The organism is Kitasatospora sp. NPDC057904, assembly GCF_042887925.1.
Taxonomy (GTDB): domain Bacteria; phylum Actinomycetota; class Actinomycetes; order Streptomycetales; family Streptomycetaceae; genus Kitasatospora.
The window spans coordinates 187,448-203,628 of sequence record NZ_JBHVOL010000001.1 but is presented as its reverse complement, the minus strand read 5'-3'; the positions used below and the strand labels follow the sequence as shown (position 1 = coordinate 203,628).

Below are 16,181 nucleotides of genomic sequence, written 5' to 3'. Positions count from 1 at the left end.
AAGCACACGTCCGGATTCGTGCAACGCTTGACAGGGAACTTCGCCGGGCGAATGGTGGACGGAGCCGTCCGCCCGTACCTCTACAGCCGCTCCCCGGCCCGGATCGTGGCCACCACCGCTGACCCGGGTGCCACCGGGGACACGGGTCCCGCCACACTGTCGGTGACCCTCATGGGGCGGTGAGCCGATGGCCGGTCAACCGGGTTCCCCCGGTGTCAGGAAGGCCCGCAGCCGCTCGCCGAGTGAGCGCTCGGGCTCGGGAAGGCGGTCGGCCGGCCGGGCGTCGGGACGCTGGTGGCGGGGCCGTCCGGAGACGGACTCCTTGGTCGCGCGTGCTCGGGCGCCCAGGGCGCGCAGCTCGGCCCCGGTGGCGACGGCGCGAACGGCCGGGAAGAGCCGCGCCTCCTCGTCGCCGGCGTGCCGGGTGACCTCCTCGGCCAGGCGGGCCACCAGGCGGTCGAAGCGCGGCGAGTCGACGGGGGTCGGGCGGAGTTCCTCCAGGAGCGCCTCCACAGCGTGGTGGTCGGCGAGTTCGCGGGCCACCACGGCCGGCCCGTCCGCCAGCCGCTCCCGGGCCAGCGGGTACAGGTGCTGTTCCTCGGCGCGGGTGTGGCGTACGAGCCTGTCGGTCACTAGGTCGACCAACTCCTTACGCTGCGGGTCCCCGCTGGGGATGCCGCTGAGTTCGCTGAAGCGGATCAGCACGGCGTGGTGGTCGGCGGTGAGCTGGTCCAGCAGGTCTTCGTCGTGGTGCACGGTGTCCTCCTTTCCCGGTGGCCCGTCGTCAGCCCTCCAGGGCGTCGGCGATGCGGTGCAGTACGCCACCGGCGGACGGGCGGCGCGGCGCGGTCTCGCGTACGGCCTGCATCCGCTCGCCGATCTCCTGGAGCTCCTTGCGGCCGAGGGCAGCGCGGACCATCGGGAACCACGATCCCTCCTCCTGCTCGATGTGCCGTTCAACGGCGTCGATCAGGACGGAGGTCTTGGCGTCGTATCCCTCGTCGTCGGGATCCATCTTGGCCAGTTCCTCGCAGAGGAGGTCGGCCACGTGGTGTTCCTCCTTGGCGCGGTCCATGTCCTCGGCGAGTCCGGGCACCTCCTGGCGGATGCGGGGGTAAACGAGCTCGTCCTCCAGATAGGTGTGGACGGTCAGCGCCTCGACGATTCGCTGGACCGTTTCCTTGCGTGCATGGTCGCCGTCGTCGCCGTCCTCGGCGATGTCCCGGTACTCGCGGAACAAGCGCTTGACTTCCTTGTGGTCCTCCCGCAGCAGGACGATGGCATCGTGGGACATCACTGGTCTCCCTTCAGCGGGTTCCCCGCCCGCCCGCGCGTGTCCCCGCTCCGTGCCGGGTCAAACGCCGGTCGTCGGGCGGACTGGTCGTGCCGATTCTGGGCACCCTCGTGGTACGTCCCGGTTCCGGAACGACCGCCGGGGCGGCCAACGCCGGTGTTGGTGGGGCAGAAGAGCGCCGCGCTCGGCCGCCGCGCAGCGCGGCGGCCGACCCTCAGGGTCTGCGGCAGCCCGCCGTGATCAACCGGCTGGTCACCGTTTGGCTCCTTCGAGGGCGGCAACCCGCAGGGCATGGTGTATCCGGCTCTGGCAGAACCCGCACGGACCGCCCTGCGGCCCGGGCGCACAGCCGACCCCCGAGGAGCAGCCCGAGGAACCGGAGCGGGACGGCAAGGAATCCGCTCTCGGCGCCGCCCGCGCGCCGTACCCGCACGGCTCGCTCACCACCGACCAGGGCGTGCGCGTCGACGACACCGACAACTCGCTCGCCGTCGGCGACCGGGGACCCACCCTGCTGGAGGACTTCCACCTGCGCGAGAAGCTCACCCACTTCGACCACGAGCGCATCCCCGAGCGAGGCCCAGCTCACCGCCGGGCGCGACCCCGACTTCCATCGCCGTGACCTGTGGGAGACGATCGCGGCCGGCGCCTTCCCCGAGTATGAGCTCGGCGTCCAACTTGTGTCGGAGCAGGACGAGTTCGCCTTCCCGTTCGACCTGCTCGACCCTACCAAGCTGGTCCCGGAAGAACTGGTGCCGGTGCGGCCGGTCGGGCGGATGGTCCTCGACCGCAACCCGCGGAACTTCTTCGCCGAGACCGAGCAGGTGGCCTTCCACACCGCAAACATCGTGCCCGGCATCGACTTCACCAACGACCCGCTGCTCCAGGGCCGCAACTTCTCCTACCTGGACACCCAGCTGATCCGGCTCGGCGGCCCCAACTTCGCCCAGCTGCCCGTCAATCGCCCGCTCGCCGACGTGCGCACCAACCACCGCGACGGCTACGGGCAGCAGGTGATCCACCCGGGCACCAGCTACGAGCCCAACTCGGTCGGCGGGGGCTGCCCTTCACCTTGGGGGGTGGCCGGCTGCCCGAGGGCGTCTTCGAGCACTACCAGGAGAGGGCCGACGGCGCGGCGGTCCGTCGGCGCAGTTCCAGTTTCGCCGACCACTACAGCCAGGCCGGTCTGTTCTGGCGCAGCATGAGTGACTGGGAGCAGGAGCACATCGCCTCGGCGTTCGCGTTCGAGCTGGGCAAGGTCGGTGACCAAGGGGTCCGGCGGCGCATGGTCGGCAACCTGGTCCACGTCGACCCGGGCCTGGCTGCGGAGGTCGCCCGGCGGGTCGGCGAGCCCGAACCCGAGGCCGCGACGGCATCGGAGGGCAACGACACGGCCGGTCCCCGGACCTCGCCTGCGCTGAGCCTGGAACACCAGCGCGGGTCCGGCGTCCGCACCCGCAAGGTCGCCGTCCTGGCCGCACCGGGGGTGGACGGGGAGCAGGTCCGTGATGCGCACGAGCAGTTGGGTGCGCGGGGCGCCGTGGTGGAGACGCTGGCCGCGTACGGCGGCGACGTACTCGCGGGCGACGGTGCCCGGTTGCCGGTGGACCGGCCGCTGCCGACCGTCGCCTCGGTCCTCTACGACGCTCTGGTCGTCCCGGACAGCGGCGACCGCGCCCTGTGCTCCGACCCGGATGCCGTCAGGTTCCTCGCCGAGGCATGGAGGCATGGCAAACCCGTCGCGCTGCTGGGGTCCGGCGCCGACCTGTCCCGCGCCGCCGGCCTCGACGTGCCGGACGCGACGGCGGGCGTAGCGGTCTGCCGTGCGGACGAGGCAGCCGGCCCGGCGTTCTGGGAGGACTTCGCCGGCCTCGTCGAGCAGCACCGCTTCCCGCAGCGCTGACCCCGCACAGGCCACGTCCGGTGGTGCGCGATCGCTCGGGCGCCACCGGACGTCGTGGGCGCTGTCAGGGGTTCAGGCGGGGGTGATCCTGCCCCGCCAGCCGCCTTCCTCCCGGCCGTGCTGCTCGATGAATTCCTTGAACCGGTGAAGGTCGCCCTTCACCCTGCGGTCCACGACGCCGAGCAGGTCGCCGGCCCGCTCGGCGATGCCCTCGGGCTGGAAGTCGATGGCCATGTTGACCCGGGTGTGCCGGTCGTCGACCCGCTCGAAGGTCACGACGCCCTTCTGCTGCACGTCCCCGTCCATGGTGCGCCAGGCGATCCGCTCGTCGGGCAGCTGGTCGACGATCTCGGTGTCGAACTCACGGCTGACGCCGCCGATGCTCGTGCGCCAGTGGTTGTGCCGGTCGTCCAGCTGGGTGACCGAGTCGACGCCCTCCATGAACCGGGGGAACTGACGGCCTGGCGGAAGGCGTTACGGAAGGAGGACGGCGTGCAGGCAGGAGTCCTGCCGGGGCTCGCCGTCCGGGGGCGTGCCGACAACGGCGGCGACCTCTCCTCTGATCTCCACGCGCAGGTCACCGTCCGTACTCTCCCAGACGGAGCCACCGTCCGGGCCGACCTCCTCCGTCTCGTACACGACGACGACGGTCGGCGGGCCGTGGGCTCCGACCGGGCCGGGCAGGGTCACCGCGTAGCGGCGGCTGAGGCTTCTCATGATGCGGCCTCCTCGTGGGGCATCCCCGCCCTGTGCGGCCGATTCTCCCCCGCCCCGGCGCGCGTGTACACCAGCAGTACCGGCAGTAGCAACGCGGTCGCCGAAGGTCAGCGACCCCTTTGACGGCCCTCCGCGCACGCACGCAGCAAGGCGAACGCGATCGCGAGCGTCAGCGCCCAGCACCCGGTGAACGCCCAGAACACGGGCACGGCCGACGTGCACAGACCGGCTGCCAGCAGACCGAGCGACAGCACGGCCAGCGCCAGCACCGTGCGGGGGCGTACCCCGCACATGATGTTCCACGCGCGACCCCGCAGTCCCTGGCCGAACCGGCGCAGCATGACGTCCAGCGTGTGGTCGCCGCTGCGCAGATCCTGCTCGATTCCGAGCAGCGCCGCGCTCTCTCTCCGGCCCATGGTGATCGCTCCTTGTACGGTCGCGTTCCTGGTCAGCCGTGGCGGGTACCGTCGATAGGCTGGCCTGACGCCACCCCAACGACGCCGTTCGGACTATCTGTGGGCAGCGGCGACCTGACCGGACCAGGGCCGCCGTGCCGCCGAAGGAGGGCCTGGCCAGCGGCGGCCGGGGCGATGATGGACGGGGCGCCGGGCCGCAGGCTTTGGTGGGTACCACGGTGGCGGCGGGGATGGGTCGTCACGGCCGGTCGCGCCGCCGGATTCTCGGGTGCTCATGGGGGCCTCCGGGCCAGTGGGCTGGACTCCGCGCGGTTACCCGATGCGTCGTCCCGAAAACGGGTGCGGGGTTTCGCCGCGTCCGGATCGGAAAGCCGCCGGGTGGAGGGAACCGAGAACCCGCCGAGGAACCGAGAGTGCCATGACCGCGTTCGGCTACTTCCTGTCCTGCGAGGAGTTCACGCCCGCCCAACTGGTCGACCAGGCCCGTGCGGCCGAGCAGGCTGGCTTCACCCGGCTGGCGATCTCCGACCACTTCCACCCATGGAACGACCCCCAGGGCAGCAGCCCCTTCGTCTGGGGCGTGATCGGAGCATTGTCGCAGGTCACCCGGCTGCCGGTGACCACACTGGTCACGTGCCCGACCGTGCGGCTGCACCCGGCGGTCACCGCCCAGGCGGCGGCCACAGCGGACGTCCAGCTCGCCGGTGGCCTGCGGCTGGGGGTGGGCACCGGTGAGGCGCTCAACGAGCACGTGCTGGGCGACCGCTGGCCGCCGTTCGACGTGCGGGCCGAGATGCTGGAGGAGGCCGTGACACTGATGCGCGAGCTGTTCACCGGACGGCAGATCTCCTACCAGGGCTCGCACTACACGGTCGAGAACGCGAGGCTCTACACGTCACCGAAGGAGGGCCGAATCCCGGTGTACGTCTCGGCGTTCGGTCCCAAGGCAGCCGATCTGGCGGCCCAGTACGCGGACGGGCTGGTCACCATGACCCCGGACACCGACCTGATCGGGCGCTACCGTGCGGCCGGCGGCAGCGGGCCGGTCGTCGGCGGCGTGAAGGTCTGCTGGTCCCAGGACCGCGAGCGGGCGATCAAGACCGCTCACGAACTCTGGCCGAGCGAGCTGCTGCCAGGCGAACTCGCCCAGATCCTCCCCACGCCCCAGCACTTCGAGCAGGCCACCGAACTGGTCTCCCAGGACATGGTCGCCCGTGCGGTGACCTGCGGAGACGACCCGCAGGTGCACGCCGACCGGCTCCGCTCGTACGTGGGCGCCGGATTCGATGAGGTGTACGTCGGCCAGATCGGCCAGGAGCAGGAGGGCTTCTTCGACTTCTACCGCGAGCAGATCCTGCCGCTGGTGGGCTGACCCGGCTGGTGCGCGGTGAAGGCATTCCCGCCCTTCAACCTGCGCGAGTACGCCCTCCTCGCGGACGGGGAGCGCGCCGCGCTGGTGGGCCCGCGCGGCGAGGTCGCCTGGCTCTGCGCGCCTCGCTGGGAGTCCGAACCCGTCTTCGCCGGTCTGATCGGAGGCACCGGGGTGTACGCGGCCACGCCGCTCGGGCGGTTCGTGCCCGGCGGCTACTACGAGGACGGCGGACTCATCAGGCGCAGCGGCTGGGTCACCAGGGACGGTGAGGTGGAGTGGCGCGAAGCGCTGGCCCTGCCCGCGGATCCGCACCGGCTGGTCCTCTTGCGGCGGCTCACTGCCGCGGACGGGCCGGCCCGTCCGAGGCTCGTCCTGGAGCCGGGCACGGGCTTCGGCCAGGGCCGTCCGGGCGTCGCACACCGGTTCGGAGACGGCTGGACGGTGAGGTCCGACCGCCTGTGGTTGCGCTGGACCGGTGCGGGGTGCGCCCGCCCCGGGCCGGGCGGGCGGCCCATGGCGGAGGTCGTCCTCGCCCCGGGCGAGCGGCTGGACCTGGTGCCGGAGGTGTCCGATCCCTCCTGCTGCCCTCGCTGCGCGGCGCCCTGACGGCGGGCGATCCCCGCACGTCCGCGACCCTGCGGGCCTGCCGGGACGAGCTGACGGACGGGCACTTCGTCTACCGGTTCCGGGACGACGACCGCCCGCTCGCCGAGGCCGAGGGAGCCTTCGTGCTCTGCGGCTTGCTGATGGCCCTGGCCGAGCAGCAGGAGGGCGACCCCGTCGAGGCGGCCCGCTGGTTCGAGGCGACCCGGGCCTGTGCGGGTCGGCCGGGCTGTTCTCGGAGGAGTACGACATCGCGGCAGCGTCAGCAGCGGGGCAACCTGCCGCAGGCATTCGTGCGCGCGATGATGCTGGAGTGCTCGGCGCGGCTGGCCGGACCGTCAGCCGGCCGGAATTCGTAGCTCGCACCAGACGACCTTGCCTGCGCCCCGCCGGTGCCAGCCCCAGTGCAGTGCGAGACGGTTCAGCAGGAACAGGCCGTGGCCCCCCGGTGTGCCGGGCCCGCTCGGGCGACGCGGCAGCGGCGGGCGGGGGCTGGAGTCGCTGACCTCGATCCGCAGGAGGCCGGGGCAGCGGACCAGGAGGAGCCAGCCCGGCCGGCCAGTGTGGCGTACGGCGTTGCCCACCAGTTCGGACACCAGGAGCGCGGCGTCGCCGACCGCGATGGGATCGGCCACGTCGGCCAGAAACGCGGCGGTCAGGGCGCGGGCCTCGGCCGCGGCCCCCGCGTTCGCCGACAGCCGCAGCCATCGCGCCCGCGCCCCGCTGGGGGCGCGCGAAGCGGTGGACAGCCGGGCTCTGGTCATCCGTCAGTACCTCCCGTGCTCCTTGGGCTACCCTTCCGGGTCGCACCGCTCCCGGGTCGCACCGCTCCCGGGTTATCAGTGCTCGAACAGGTGCCGAATCCGGCCGCCCCGCACGGGCTCGGCCTCCGGCATCCCGGCTGCCCGATCACCCTGTTCGGCGGCCCGCTGCTCCGCCGCAGGGGCTTCCACTCCCACCGGCGGGGCGAGCGGCTCGACGGGCCAGGCGGGTTGCGCCGGGCGGGCCCGGCGGTGCGGCGCCCGGTGCGTGATCGGCTGCGGCGGGCGTCGGGAGGCCCGCCTGGCCAGCCCGATCAGGGCGAGGCCGAGGCAGAAGAGCAGGGAGAGGGCGGCGCCGGACAGGAAGACGCCCAGGCTGTTGAGCGTCACGAGGTCGTTGCCCAGGATCGTGACCTGGTAGTCAGGTCCGCCGGAGAGGTTGTCCGCGATGAGCAGTCCGGAGAAGGTGCCGGACGCCGCCATCAGCAGTAGTCCTAGCAGCAACATGGGGGAGTTCCTTCCGGTCCCGGTATCGGCCCCCGCACTCGGCCGCGCCTACCCGGACCCGTCCGGTCCTAACGCTGCGCGCACACGGCGGCCCCGCTCTATTCGACCCGCACGGCGACCAGGCAGGTGTCGTCCTGGGTGTCGGCCGGGCTGAGGGCCAGCAGCCGGTCGAGGTAGCGCTCCAGGTCGGGGCCGGGGGAGCCTGCGTTCCGGATCAGCTCGTCCACCGACTCCTCGACCGGGCGGTCCCGCCGTTCGACCAGACCGTCGGTGTAGAGCAGCAGCACGTCGCCAGTGCCGAGCTGGGTGGTCCGCTCCTCGTAGCGGGCCTCATGCAGGGCGCCGAGCAGCACGCCGTGGGGAAGCGGCAGGACCTCCGCGTCCCCGCCGCTGAACCGGATCGGTGGCAGATGCCCCGCCCGGGCCCAGCGCAGTCGGTCCGCGGCCGGGTCGAAGAGCACACAGACGGCGGTGGCGGTCACCTGCCCCGGCTCGCGCAGCGCGACCGTATTCGCCCACTCCAGCAGCTGGCCCGGCCCGGCCCCGGTGACGGCGAGGCCGCGCAGCGCGTGCCGCAGGGTGACCATGCCGGTGGCCGCGCCGACGCCGTGGCCGGCCACGTCCCCGACCGCGAGGAGCACCCGCTTGTCCGGCAGCGGCAGCACGTCGTACCAGTCCCCGCCCACCCGGTCGCGCTGGGCGGCCGGCCTGTAGCGCACGGCGGCGCTCAGACCGAATGGACCGAGCGGCGGCGGGGCGGCCGGCAGGATGGCCTGCTGCAACCTGAGCGCCAGCTGCTCGCCCTCGACGGTCTGCTGCTCGCTGTCGATCAGGCGCTCCTGGGTGGCGCCGAGCGCGACCTCCGTGCGGTGCTGGGCGGAGACGTCGTGGTAGGCGCCGCGGACGGCGAGGAGCCGGCCGTTGTTGTCGAGGACCGGCTCGGCGATCACGTGGGCGTAGCGGTGCGTGCCGTCCGGGAGGGCGATGCGGAAGATTCCCGAGGCGGTGCGGTGCCGCCGCCGGACCGTGTCCAGCAGGCGGCGGACGGCGGGTTCGTCGTCCGGGTGGACGTGACCGGCCAGGTGGCGCAGTGGGACGGGTGCGGCCCCGGGCGGCAGGCCGAAGAGTTCGCGCAGGCCGTCGCTCCAGCGGATCGCGCCCTGGTCGGGGAGTTCCTCGAATCCGGCGACGCGGGCCAGCCGCTGTGCCTGGCGCAGCAGCGTGACCTGCTGGTCGTCGCCGGACGGCGTGGTCTCCAGCCGCCATCCGACGACCAGCCGGCCGCCGAGTGGGGCGATGGCCAGCTGGGTGTCGGCGGGAAGCGCGAGGCGGCCGGTACCGAAGACGAGCTCCACGGACTCGCCGGGCAGCGGAGCGCCGGTGCGGTGGACCCGCAGCAGCCGTTCGAAGAGCCCGGTGGCGCAGGCGAGCGGGTAGGTCTCCAGGAGCGAGGTGCCCTCCAGCGCCTCCCGGGGGCGGCCCAGTGGGTCGTCGAAGCGGGCGTTGATCCGCAAGAGCGTGAAGTCGGTGACCTGCCCGCCCCGGACCACCGGTTCCAGCAGCAGTGCGGGTGTGAGCATCCCCTCCAGAAGGACGGCGAGTTCGTTGGGCGGCTCGGGCTCCCGTACGGGGGAGAGGAGGGTCGCGCAGAGGTCGGCGAGTGCGAGCAGCCGGCGGCGCTGGGGCGGGCCGAGGGTGGGAGGGGCGCCGGACCACAGCACCTCGAACGCGCCGCGGCGGCGGCCCGCGTCCAGCAGCGGGAGTACGGCCCGGGACCTGCCGGAACCGATCGAAGGGAGCGCTGTGGCAGGGTCACCGGGCCACAGGTCCGCCCCGCCCTCGACGACGTGCTGGGCAGGGGTACCGACGCCGGGCGGGACCCGGCTCCAGGAGTCGGATTCGTCGGCCGTGAGCCCGGCGTGCGCCGCGAGGGCGAGCGCGCCGCCGGGCAGCACCTGCCAGAGTGCGACGGTCTGGACGCCGAGCGTGTCCGTCTGTTCCAGGATCGTGTCGGCGGCCCTTTGGAGGTCGGTTTCGGCGGCGAGGGCGGGTGTCAGGTTCGGGGGGGTGGCCGGGCCGCCCTCGGGCGCCGAGGGCGTGCTGTCCAGGCCGGCGATGTCGGCGGCCAGGACCGGGACCGGCACGCCCGCCTCACGGGCGAGCCGGGCCAGGCGTGCGGAGGCTTCGGCGGGAAGGAGGCCGAGGCGTTCGGCGAGCATGCCGGTGGCCACGTCGACGACCGCTCGGCGTCGGGCCTGCTCCCGGGTCCGCGCTGCGGCGTCCTGGAGTTGGCGGACAGTCGCGGCCAGGGCCCGGGCGGTGGTCTTCGCGGGTTCCTCCTCGGTGGTCATGGCAGGTTCGTCCACTGCCGTATCCGGTCGAGTAGGTCGCTGGTGTCGACGGGCTTGGTGACGTGGTCGTCGGCGCCCGCCGCGAAACTCTTCTCCCGGTCCCCGGGCATCGCCTTGGCGGTGACGGCGACGACCGGCAGGTGGGCGAAGCGTTCGTCGGCGCGGATGGCGGCGATGGCGGCGTAGCCGTCCAGCCCGGGCATCATCACGTCCATCAGGACGAGCGCGGTTTCGGGGTGGGCTCGCAGCAGGTCGAGTCCGGTGTCGCCGTCCGGGGCGTGCAGGACGTTCAGGCCACCCTGTTCGAGAGCGGCGGCCAGGGCGAAGACGTTGCGGACGTCGTCGTCGACGATCAGGACGGTCCGCCCGGCGAGCGCCTCGTCTGCGGCCGCGGCAGACGGCTCGGGTGTCTGTGCGGCGGGGCGAGGGCCGCCCAGCAGCTGGACCACGCGGTCCCGCAGGTCGTCCAGCCCGTGGACCAGGTCGACGCCTCCGGTCGTGTCACCGAGGTGCCGGCCCTTGCCGTCGCCCGCGTAGCCGAGGACGGGGGTGCCGTCCGTCAGCTCCTTGAGCAGGGTCGGTGCGAGTTCGCCGGAGCGGGCGAGGTCCAGGACGACGCACCGCGGGCCGGGGGCGGTCAGGGCCGCCCGAAGCCCTGTCGCGTCTCCGGCACTCACGACCTGTGCCACCGTCTCGGCCGCGCCCAAGGATCCGACGGCAGCCCGGGTGAGCAGGGTGAGCAGGCCCGGAGGGTCGGGTTCGACCACCAGGATCAGCCGATCGGCCGGATCGTCGCTCTCGTGCCGCGGGTCGGTGACCGGCAGGCAGAGGGTGAAGCGGCTGCCCCGTCCGGGCGCGGAGGTGACGGAGAGGGTTCCGCCGAGCAGCCGGGCGAGTTCGCGGCTGATCGACAGACCGAGCCCGGTGCCGCCGAAGCGCCGACTGGTGGTCCCGTCCTCCTGCTGGAAGGCGCCGAAGATGGTTTCCAGGTGGGCGGGGTCTATCCCGATGCCGGTGTCCGTGACGTCGAAGGCCACCGCGGCCGGTGTCCGGCCGAGTTCGGCCGGCACGTCCGGTCCCTCGACGTGCTTGATCCGCAGCTCGACCCGGCCGCTGTCGGTGAACTTGACGGCGTTGGACAGCAGGTTGCGCAAGACCTGGCGCAGTCTCGGCTGGTCGGCGACGATCTCGCCCGGCACGCTGCGGTCCAGAGCGACATCGAACGCGAGTCCCTTCTGGTCCGCCAGGGGCTTGAAGGTGGACTCCACGTACTCCAGGAGCTCGCGTACGGGGAAGGGCTCGGGGGTGAGCTCCATCTTTCCGGCCTCGACCTTGGACAGGTCGAGGATGTCGTTGATGAGCTGGAGCAGGTCGGTGCCGGCCGAGTGGATGACGCCCGCGTACTCGACCTGTTTGGGGGTGAGGTTGCCGCCGGCGTTCTGGGCGAGCAACTGGGCGAGGATGAGCAGGCTGTTGAGCGGGGTGCGGAGCTCGTGGCTCATGTTGGCCAGGAACTCGGACTTGTACATCGAGGAGAGGCTCAACTGCCTGGCCCTTTCCTCCAGTTCCTGGCGGGCCTGCTCGATCTCCAGGTTCTTGGCCTCGATGTCGCGGTTGCGCTGGGCGAGCAGGGCGGCCTTTTCCTCCAGTTCGGTATTGGAGCGCCGCAGCTCCTCCTGGCCCTCCTGCAACTCGACGGACCGGGCTTGGAGTTCGACGGTCAGGCGACGGGACTCGCCGAGCAGTTCGTCGGTGCGGGCGTTGGCGAGCAGGGTGCCGATGTTGACCCCGCAGTTCTCGGTGAACTGCTCCAGGAAGTCGCGGTGGACCTGGGTGAACGGGTGGACGGAGGCGAACTCCAGGACACCGAGGAGCCGTTCCTCCAGGGTGATGGGCAGCACGACCAGGGACCGGGCGTCCGCCCGCCCGGCTCCGGACCCGATGACGGCGTAGCCGGGCGGCAGGTCGTCGACGGCGATGATCCGCCGGCTGCGGGCGGCCTGGCCGACCAGGGAGTCCCCGAGCCGCAGGCGCTGTTCCGGGAGGCCCGTGAGGGAGCGGCCGTAAGCGCTGATGAGGACCAGTTCGGGGTCGTCCTCGGTTGCCTCGAAGAGGTAGAACGCACCGAACTGCGCGCCGACCAGGGCGGTCAGCTCGTCGGTGATCATGTCAGCGACAGCCCGGACGTCCCGTCGACCCTGGATGGCGGCGGAGAACCGGGCCAGGTTGGTCTTGAGCCAGTCCTGCCCCTGGTAGGCCAGGGTGGTGTCGCGCAGGGACTCCACCATGGCATTGATGTTGTCCTTGAGGTCGGCGACCTCGCCGGAGGCGTCCACGGTGATCGAGCGGGTCAGGTCGCCGGCCGCGACGGCACTGGTGACCTCGGCGATCGCCCTGACCTGCCGGGTGAGGTTGCCGGCCAGTTCGTTGACGTTCTCGGTGAGCCGCTTCCAGGTGCCGGAGACGCCTTCGACCTCGGCCTGGCCGCCGAGCCGGCCTTCGCTGCCGACCTCGCGAGCCACCCGGGTCACCTCGGCGGCGAAGGAGCCCAGTTGGTCGACCATCGTGTTGATGGTCGTCTTCAGCTGCAGGATCTCGCCGCGGGCGTCCACGTCGATCTTGCGGGTGAGGTCGCCCTCGGCGACGGCCGTGGTGACCTGGGCGATGTTGCGGACCTGGCTGGTCAGGTTGTGCGCCATCGAGTTGACGTTGTCGGTGAGGTCCTTCCACGTCCCAGCGACGTTCGGCACCCGCGCCTGGCCGCCGAGGACTCCCTCGGTGCCGACCTCGCGGGCCACCCGGGTCACCTCGTCGGCGAAGACCGACAGCGTGTCCACCATGGTGTTGATCGCGCCCGCGAGCGCCGCGACCTCGCCCTTCGCCTCCACGGTGATCTTCTTCGACAGGTCGCCCCGCGCGACGGCGGTCGCCACCTCCGACATCGAGCGGACCTGGCCCGTGAGGTTGGACGCCATCACGTTGACGTTCTCGGTGAGGTCCTTCCACGTCCCGGAGACGCCCCGGACGGTGGCCTGCCCGCCCAGGTTACCGGCGGTGCCGACCTCGCGGGCGACCCGGGTGACTTCGTCGGCGAAGGCGGACAGCTGGTCGACCATCGTGTTGATGGTCTCCTTCAACTCCAGGATCTCCCCGCGCGCGTCCACCCGGATCTTCTGGGTGAGGTCGCCCTCGGCGACGGCCGTCGTCACCTGCGCGATCGAGCGGACCTGGGCGGTCAGGTTGTCCGCCATCACGTTCACGGACTCGGTGAGGTCGCGCCACGTGCCGGAGACGTCCCGCACGTCCGCCTGGCCTCCCAGGCGGCCCTCGGTGCCGACCTCGCGGGCTACCCGGGTCACCTCGGCGGCGAAGGCGGACAGCTGGTCGACCATCGTGTTGAGGGTCGTCTTGAGTTCCAGTATCTCGCCGCGGGCGTCCACGTCGATCTTGCGGGTGAGGTCGCCCTCGGCGACCGCCGTGGCGACCTGGGCGATGTTGCGGACCTGGGCGGTGAGGTTCCCGGCCATGAAGTTCACCGAGTCGGTCAGGTCGCGCCAGGTCCCCGCCACGCCCTCGACCCGGGCCTGGCCGCCGAGCTGCCCCTCGGTGCCGACCTCGCGGGCGACCCGGGTGACTTCGTCGGCGAAGGCGGACAGTTGGTCGACCATCGTGTTGACGGTGTTCTTGAGCTCCAGTATCTCGCCGCGGGCGTCCACGTCGATCTTTTGGGTGAGGTCGCCGCGGGCCACCGCCGTCGTCACCTGGGCGATGTTGCGCACCTGCCCGGTCAGGTTGCCCGCCATCGCGTTCACCGAGTCGGTGAGGTCCGACCAGGTGCCCGATGAGCCCGGCACCTGGGCCTGGCCGCCGAGCCGGCCTTCCGTGCCGACCTCGCGGGCCACCCGGGTTACTTCGGAGGTCACCCGGGCCAGCTGATCTGCCATGCCGTTGAAGACCTCCGCGATCTCTGACAGCACTCCGGGCTTCCCCGGGGTGAGCCGGATGCGGAAATCGCCGTCGCGGACGGCCGTCAGCCCGGCCAGGAGCTGCCGGAGCGCTTGCTCTCCCCCTGCCGCCAGTTGCTCGTCCATCCGTCCCACCGTCCGGATCGCCCTGCGGCCGGGGCGCCGCGCACTGCGCCCGGCCCGGCGACGGCAGCGCCGTCGCCTGATCCCACTGTGCCACCGGAGGCCGAAGGGTGACAGCCGTGACAGGTGTCGGGCCGCAGGATGCGGGCGAAAACGCGGGCCTTCGGGTCGACTGGGTACTCGACGCTCCCGGTCGCTCCGGTCCGCCAGGCGCCTCCCGTCATCAGCCGGGGACGCTGTCGCGGATCGGGAGCGCGTGGGTGGCGCCGGTGAGTTCGAGCATGCGCCGGATCAGCGGCCGGGGGCGGGCCAGGTCGATCCGGCTGCCGTCCGCCGTCGCGCGGGCCTGGGCACGGAGCAGGACGTTGAGCCCGGTGGAGTCGCAGAACTCCAGGCTGGCGCAGTCGACCACGATGACGGTGCCGGGCCGGGCCAGGGCCGGGGTGAGGGCCGCCTCCAGGTCGGCGACGGTGTCGAGGTCGAGCTCCCCGTACGGCACCAGGACGGTTCCTTCGGCCCACGGCTGGACATCAACGGTGAACCCCTGCTCGTTCGGTGGTCGGCGGGTCATGATTCCGGACTCCTATCGTCGAGGGTCGTCGTGTCCGGTGGGCGGGTTCACGCGGTGCGGTACTCGGCGGCCCGGGCGGGAACGAGGGTCCGTCTGCCCGACGATCGCGACCACCGGCACGTGGTCGAGCTTGGCGTCGTACAGCCCGTTGAGCAGGTGGATCGCGGCCCGGCCCCAGGCCGCGAGCAGCCCGTTGATGCCGTCGCCCGGGTAGCCGAAGACGTACTCGACGTCCCCGTCGCGCAGCCGTTCCAGGATGTAGTCGGAAACCTTCGGGGACACCGTGCTCCTCCTCCACGCTGACGACCCCCCGCGCAGCGCGGCTATCCGCTGCGGGGGGCGGGGAAACGCCCGGGGGAGGGGAAAGTCAGGCCGGTTCCTCCGGTTCGTCGGTCCAGCCGGGGGCGTCCCGGTCGTCCAACTGCTCGCGCAGGCGGGTGAGGACGGCGGTGAGCAGGCGGGAGACGTGCATCTGGGAGACGCCGATCCGGTCGGCGATCTGGGATTGCGTGCAGCCGTCCCAGAAACGGAGTTTGAGGATGGTCTGCTCGCGCTCGGGCAGGTGGGCGAGCAGCGGGCGGACGGCGGTGCGGAAGTCGGCGAGTTCGATGCCGGGGTCGCAGGTGCCGAGGCGGTCGAGCAGTGCGCTGCCGGTCTCGTCGGTGTCCTTGTCGCGCAGGGCGTCCAGGGAGTTGGGTCGGTAGACGCGGCCGGCGACCAAGCCCTCGGTCGCTTGCTCGACGGTGAGGTGAAGGTCGTCGGCGATCTCCTCGGGCCGGGGGAGGCGGCCTAGGAGCCGCAGCTCGACCCACGACATCTCCTCCGGCCGGCGCGGCGGACAGCGCTCGCACGAAGGAGCCCAGGGCCCCACGTACGACCAGCTGTACAACGAGGCCAAGCACCGCAACATCAAGGGCCGTTCGAAGATGAACAAGCGCGAGCTGGCGCACGCGCTCGGCCGTTGACCCTGCCGCCGCTTCCGACTTCGACGAAGGTGCCACCATGACGATCCCGACACCCCCGGACCCGGACACCGAGCCGATTCCCCATCCCAATCCTGCGCCGCGACCGGGCGAGGACCACGATCCCGTGCCCCCGCCGATTCCCCCCTTCCCGAAGCCCGAGCCCTACCCGGACCCCGATCCGGCACCGCTTCCGGAACCGCACCCCGGCCAGTAGTCAGGCCCGGCGGGCGGGACGGTCGAGCGGGGACGGCACCTCCAGCCACACCACCTTGCCGGGCCCCTCGGGCAGGCAGCCCCAGGACCTGGCCAGCTGGTTCACGACCCGCAGGCCGTGTCCGCCCGGCCGACCCGGATCGACGCGCGGGCGCAGCCGGGGCGGAACCGGGCTGGTGTCGGTGACCTCCACACGCAGCCGGGCGCCGTCCCAGTCCAGGCGCAGCTCGCGTGGCCCGCCGGGGGCGTGCAGGCAGGCGTTGGTGATCAGTTCGGACACCATGAGCAGGACGTCCTCGGCAACGGCGCGCTGCTCCTCGTCGGCTGCGGGGAGCCAGTGCCAGGAGAACAGGGCCTCTCGGCTGAATTCGCGGCCACGGTGTACGGCGCCCTCGCTGCCGGTCAGCACGAGCCGCCTGG

16 protein-coding genes and 3 pseudogenes are annotated in these 16,181 nt (G+C 72.3%); 6 read left to right on the top strand and 13 right to left on the bottom strand.

Going from position 1 to position 16,181, the window contains the following annotated elements; translation table 11 throughout:
• Positions 1-195 precede the first annotated feature (195 nt).
• A complete protein-coding gene (locus tag ACFVSN_RS00960; RefSeq protein ID WP_387597653.1) occupies positions 196-756 on the bottom strand; it encodes a hemerythrin domain-containing protein in 561 nt (186 codons plus the stop codon).
• Positions 757-784: 28 nt separating this feature from the next.
• On the bottom strand, positions 785-1,294 hold the full coding sequence (locus ACFVSN_RS00955) for a hemerythrin domain-containing protein (protein ID WP_387597656.1): 510 nt from the start codon (positions 1,292-1,294) through the stop codon (positions 785-787).
• Between the two features lie 259 nt (positions 1,295-1,553).
• On the opposite strand from ACFVSN_RS00955, the gene ACFVSN_RS00950 reads away from it, so the two are divergent.
• From ACFVSN_RS00950 to ACFVSN_RS00940, 3 genes are read left to right on the top strand one after another with little or no spacing between them, the layout of a single operon-like run.
• Entirely contained in the window at positions 1,554-1,916 is a 363-nt protein-coding gene (locus ACFVSN_RS00950; protein WP_387953569.1) for a catalase, read from the top strand.
• Position 1,917: 1 nt separating this feature from the next.
• Positions 1,918-2,499: a catalase gene (locus ACFVSN_RS00945; protein ID WP_387953713.1), complete on the top strand. Its 582-nt coding sequence runs from the start codon at positions 1,918-1,920 to the stop codon at positions 2,497-2,499.
• Positions 2,496-3,197, top strand: coding sequence for a catalase-related domain-containing protein (locus ACFVSN_RS00940; protein WP_387597659.1), 702 nt, complete (start codon positions 2,496-2,498; stop codon positions 3,195-3,197). The genes ACFVSN_RS00945 and ACFVSN_RS00940 overlap by 4 nt, the downstream gene beginning before the upstream one ends.
• A 72-nt stretch (positions 3,198-3,269) precedes the next feature.
• On the opposite strand, the pseudogene ACFVSN_RS00935 reads toward ACFVSN_RS00940, so the two are convergent.
• From ACFVSN_RS00935 to ACFVSN_RS00925, 3 genes and pseudogenes are all read right to left on the bottom strand, one after another.
• A pseudogene (locus ACFVSN_RS00935) lies at positions 3,270-3,653 on the bottom strand (SRPBCC family protein); the annotation flags it as partial.
• Positions 3,654-3,671: 18 nt separating this feature from the next.
• Positions 3,672-3,914 carry a DUF6296 family protein gene (locus ACFVSN_RS00930; protein ID WP_387597661.1) on the bottom strand — a complete coding sequence of 81 codons (243 nt, stop codon included), beginning with the start codon at positions 3,912-3,914 and terminating at the stop codon, positions 3,672-3,674.
• 107 nt (positions 3,915-4,021) lie between these two features.
• Positions 4,022-4,330 carry a hypothetical protein gene (locus ACFVSN_RS00925; protein WP_387597664.1) on the bottom strand — a complete coding sequence of 103 codons (309 nt, stop codon included), beginning with the start codon at positions 4,328-4,330 and terminating at the stop codon, positions 4,022-4,024.
• Positions 4,331-4,748: 418 nt separating this feature from the next.
• Between ACFVSN_RS00925 and ACFVSN_RS00920 the strand changes: the two genes are divergently transcribed.
• Positions 4,749-5,702, top strand: coding sequence for a TIGR03557 family F420-dependent LLM class oxidoreductase (locus tag ACFVSN_RS00920; protein WP_387597667.1), 954 nt, complete (start codon positions 4,749-4,751; stop codon positions 5,700-5,702).
• Positions 5,703-5,717: 15 nt separating this feature from the next.
• Positions 5,718-6,308, top strand: coding sequence for a trehalase-like domain-containing protein (locus tag ACFVSN_RS00915; RefSeq protein WP_387597669.1), 591 nt, complete (start codon positions 5,718-5,720; stop codon positions 6,306-6,308).
• 335 nt (positions 6,309-6,643) lie between these two features.
• Here ACFVSN_RS00915 and ACFVSN_RS00910 read toward each other — a convergent pair whose 3' ends face one another.
• The 7 genes and pseudogenes from ACFVSN_RS00910 to ACFVSN_RS00880 all read right to left on the bottom strand — a co-directional run bounded on the left by ACFVSN_RS00910 (position 6,644) and on the right by ACFVSN_RS00880 (position 15,400).
• Positions 6,644-7,069: an ATP-binding protein gene (locus ACFVSN_RS00910; RefSeq protein ID WP_387597672.1), complete on the bottom strand. Its 426-nt coding sequence runs from the start codon at positions 7,067-7,069 to the stop codon at positions 6,644-6,646.
• A gap of 75 nt (positions 7,070-7,144) precedes the next feature.
• Complete coding sequence (locus ACFVSN_RS00905) at positions 7,145-7,573, bottom strand: hypothetical protein (protein WP_387597675.1); 429 nt, start codon at positions 7,571-7,573, stop codon at positions 7,145-7,147.
• Positions 7,574-7,671: 98 nt separating this feature from the next.
• On the bottom strand, positions 7,672-9,924 hold the full coding sequence (locus tag ACFVSN_RS00900) for a SpoIIE family protein phosphatase (RefSeq protein ID WP_387597678.1): 2,253 nt from the start codon (positions 9,922-9,924) through the stop codon (positions 7,672-7,674).
• Entirely contained in the window at positions 9,921-14,015 is a 4,095-nt protein-coding gene (locus ACFVSN_RS00895; protein WP_387597681.1) for a HAMP domain-containing protein, read from the bottom strand. The genes ACFVSN_RS00900 and ACFVSN_RS00895 overlap by 4 nt, the downstream gene beginning before the upstream one ends.
• A gap of 220 nt (positions 14,016-14,235) precedes the next feature.
• Positions 14,236-14,583 (bottom strand): STAS domain-containing protein, encoded by a 348-nt coding sequence (locus ACFVSN_RS00890; protein ID WP_387597683.1) that lies wholly within the window; start codon positions 14,581-14,583, stop codon positions 14,236-14,238.
• An 87-nt stretch (positions 14,584-14,670) separates the two neighbouring features.
• Positions 14,671-14,865 (bottom strand): annotated as a pseudogene (locus ACFVSN_RS00885) (thiamine pyrophosphate-requiring protein); the annotation flags it as partial.
• 85 nt (positions 14,866-14,950) lie between these two features.
• The gene (locus ACFVSN_RS00880; protein WP_387597686.1) at positions 14,951-15,400 is read right to left on the bottom strand and encodes a sigma-70 family RNA polymerase sigma factor; all 450 of its coding nucleotides are present in this window, start codon (positions 15,398-15,400) and stop codon (positions 14,951-14,953) included.
• On the opposite strand from ACFVSN_RS00880, the pseudogene ACFVSN_RS00875 reads away from it, so the two are divergent.
• Positions 15,378-15,548: pseudogene (locus tag ACFVSN_RS00875) on the top strand (plasmid stabilization protein); the annotation flags it as partial. The gene ACFVSN_RS00880 and the pseudogene ACFVSN_RS00875 overlap by 23 nt on opposite strands.
• A gap of 214 nt (positions 15,549-15,762) precedes the next feature.
• Here ACFVSN_RS00875 and ACFVSN_RS00870 read toward each other — a convergent pair.
• Positions 15,763-16,170, bottom strand: coding sequence for an ATP-binding protein (locus tag ACFVSN_RS00870; RefSeq protein WP_387597689.1), 408 nt, complete (start codon positions 16,168-16,170; stop codon positions 15,763-15,765).
• Positions 16,171-16,181 lie beyond the last annotated feature (11 nt).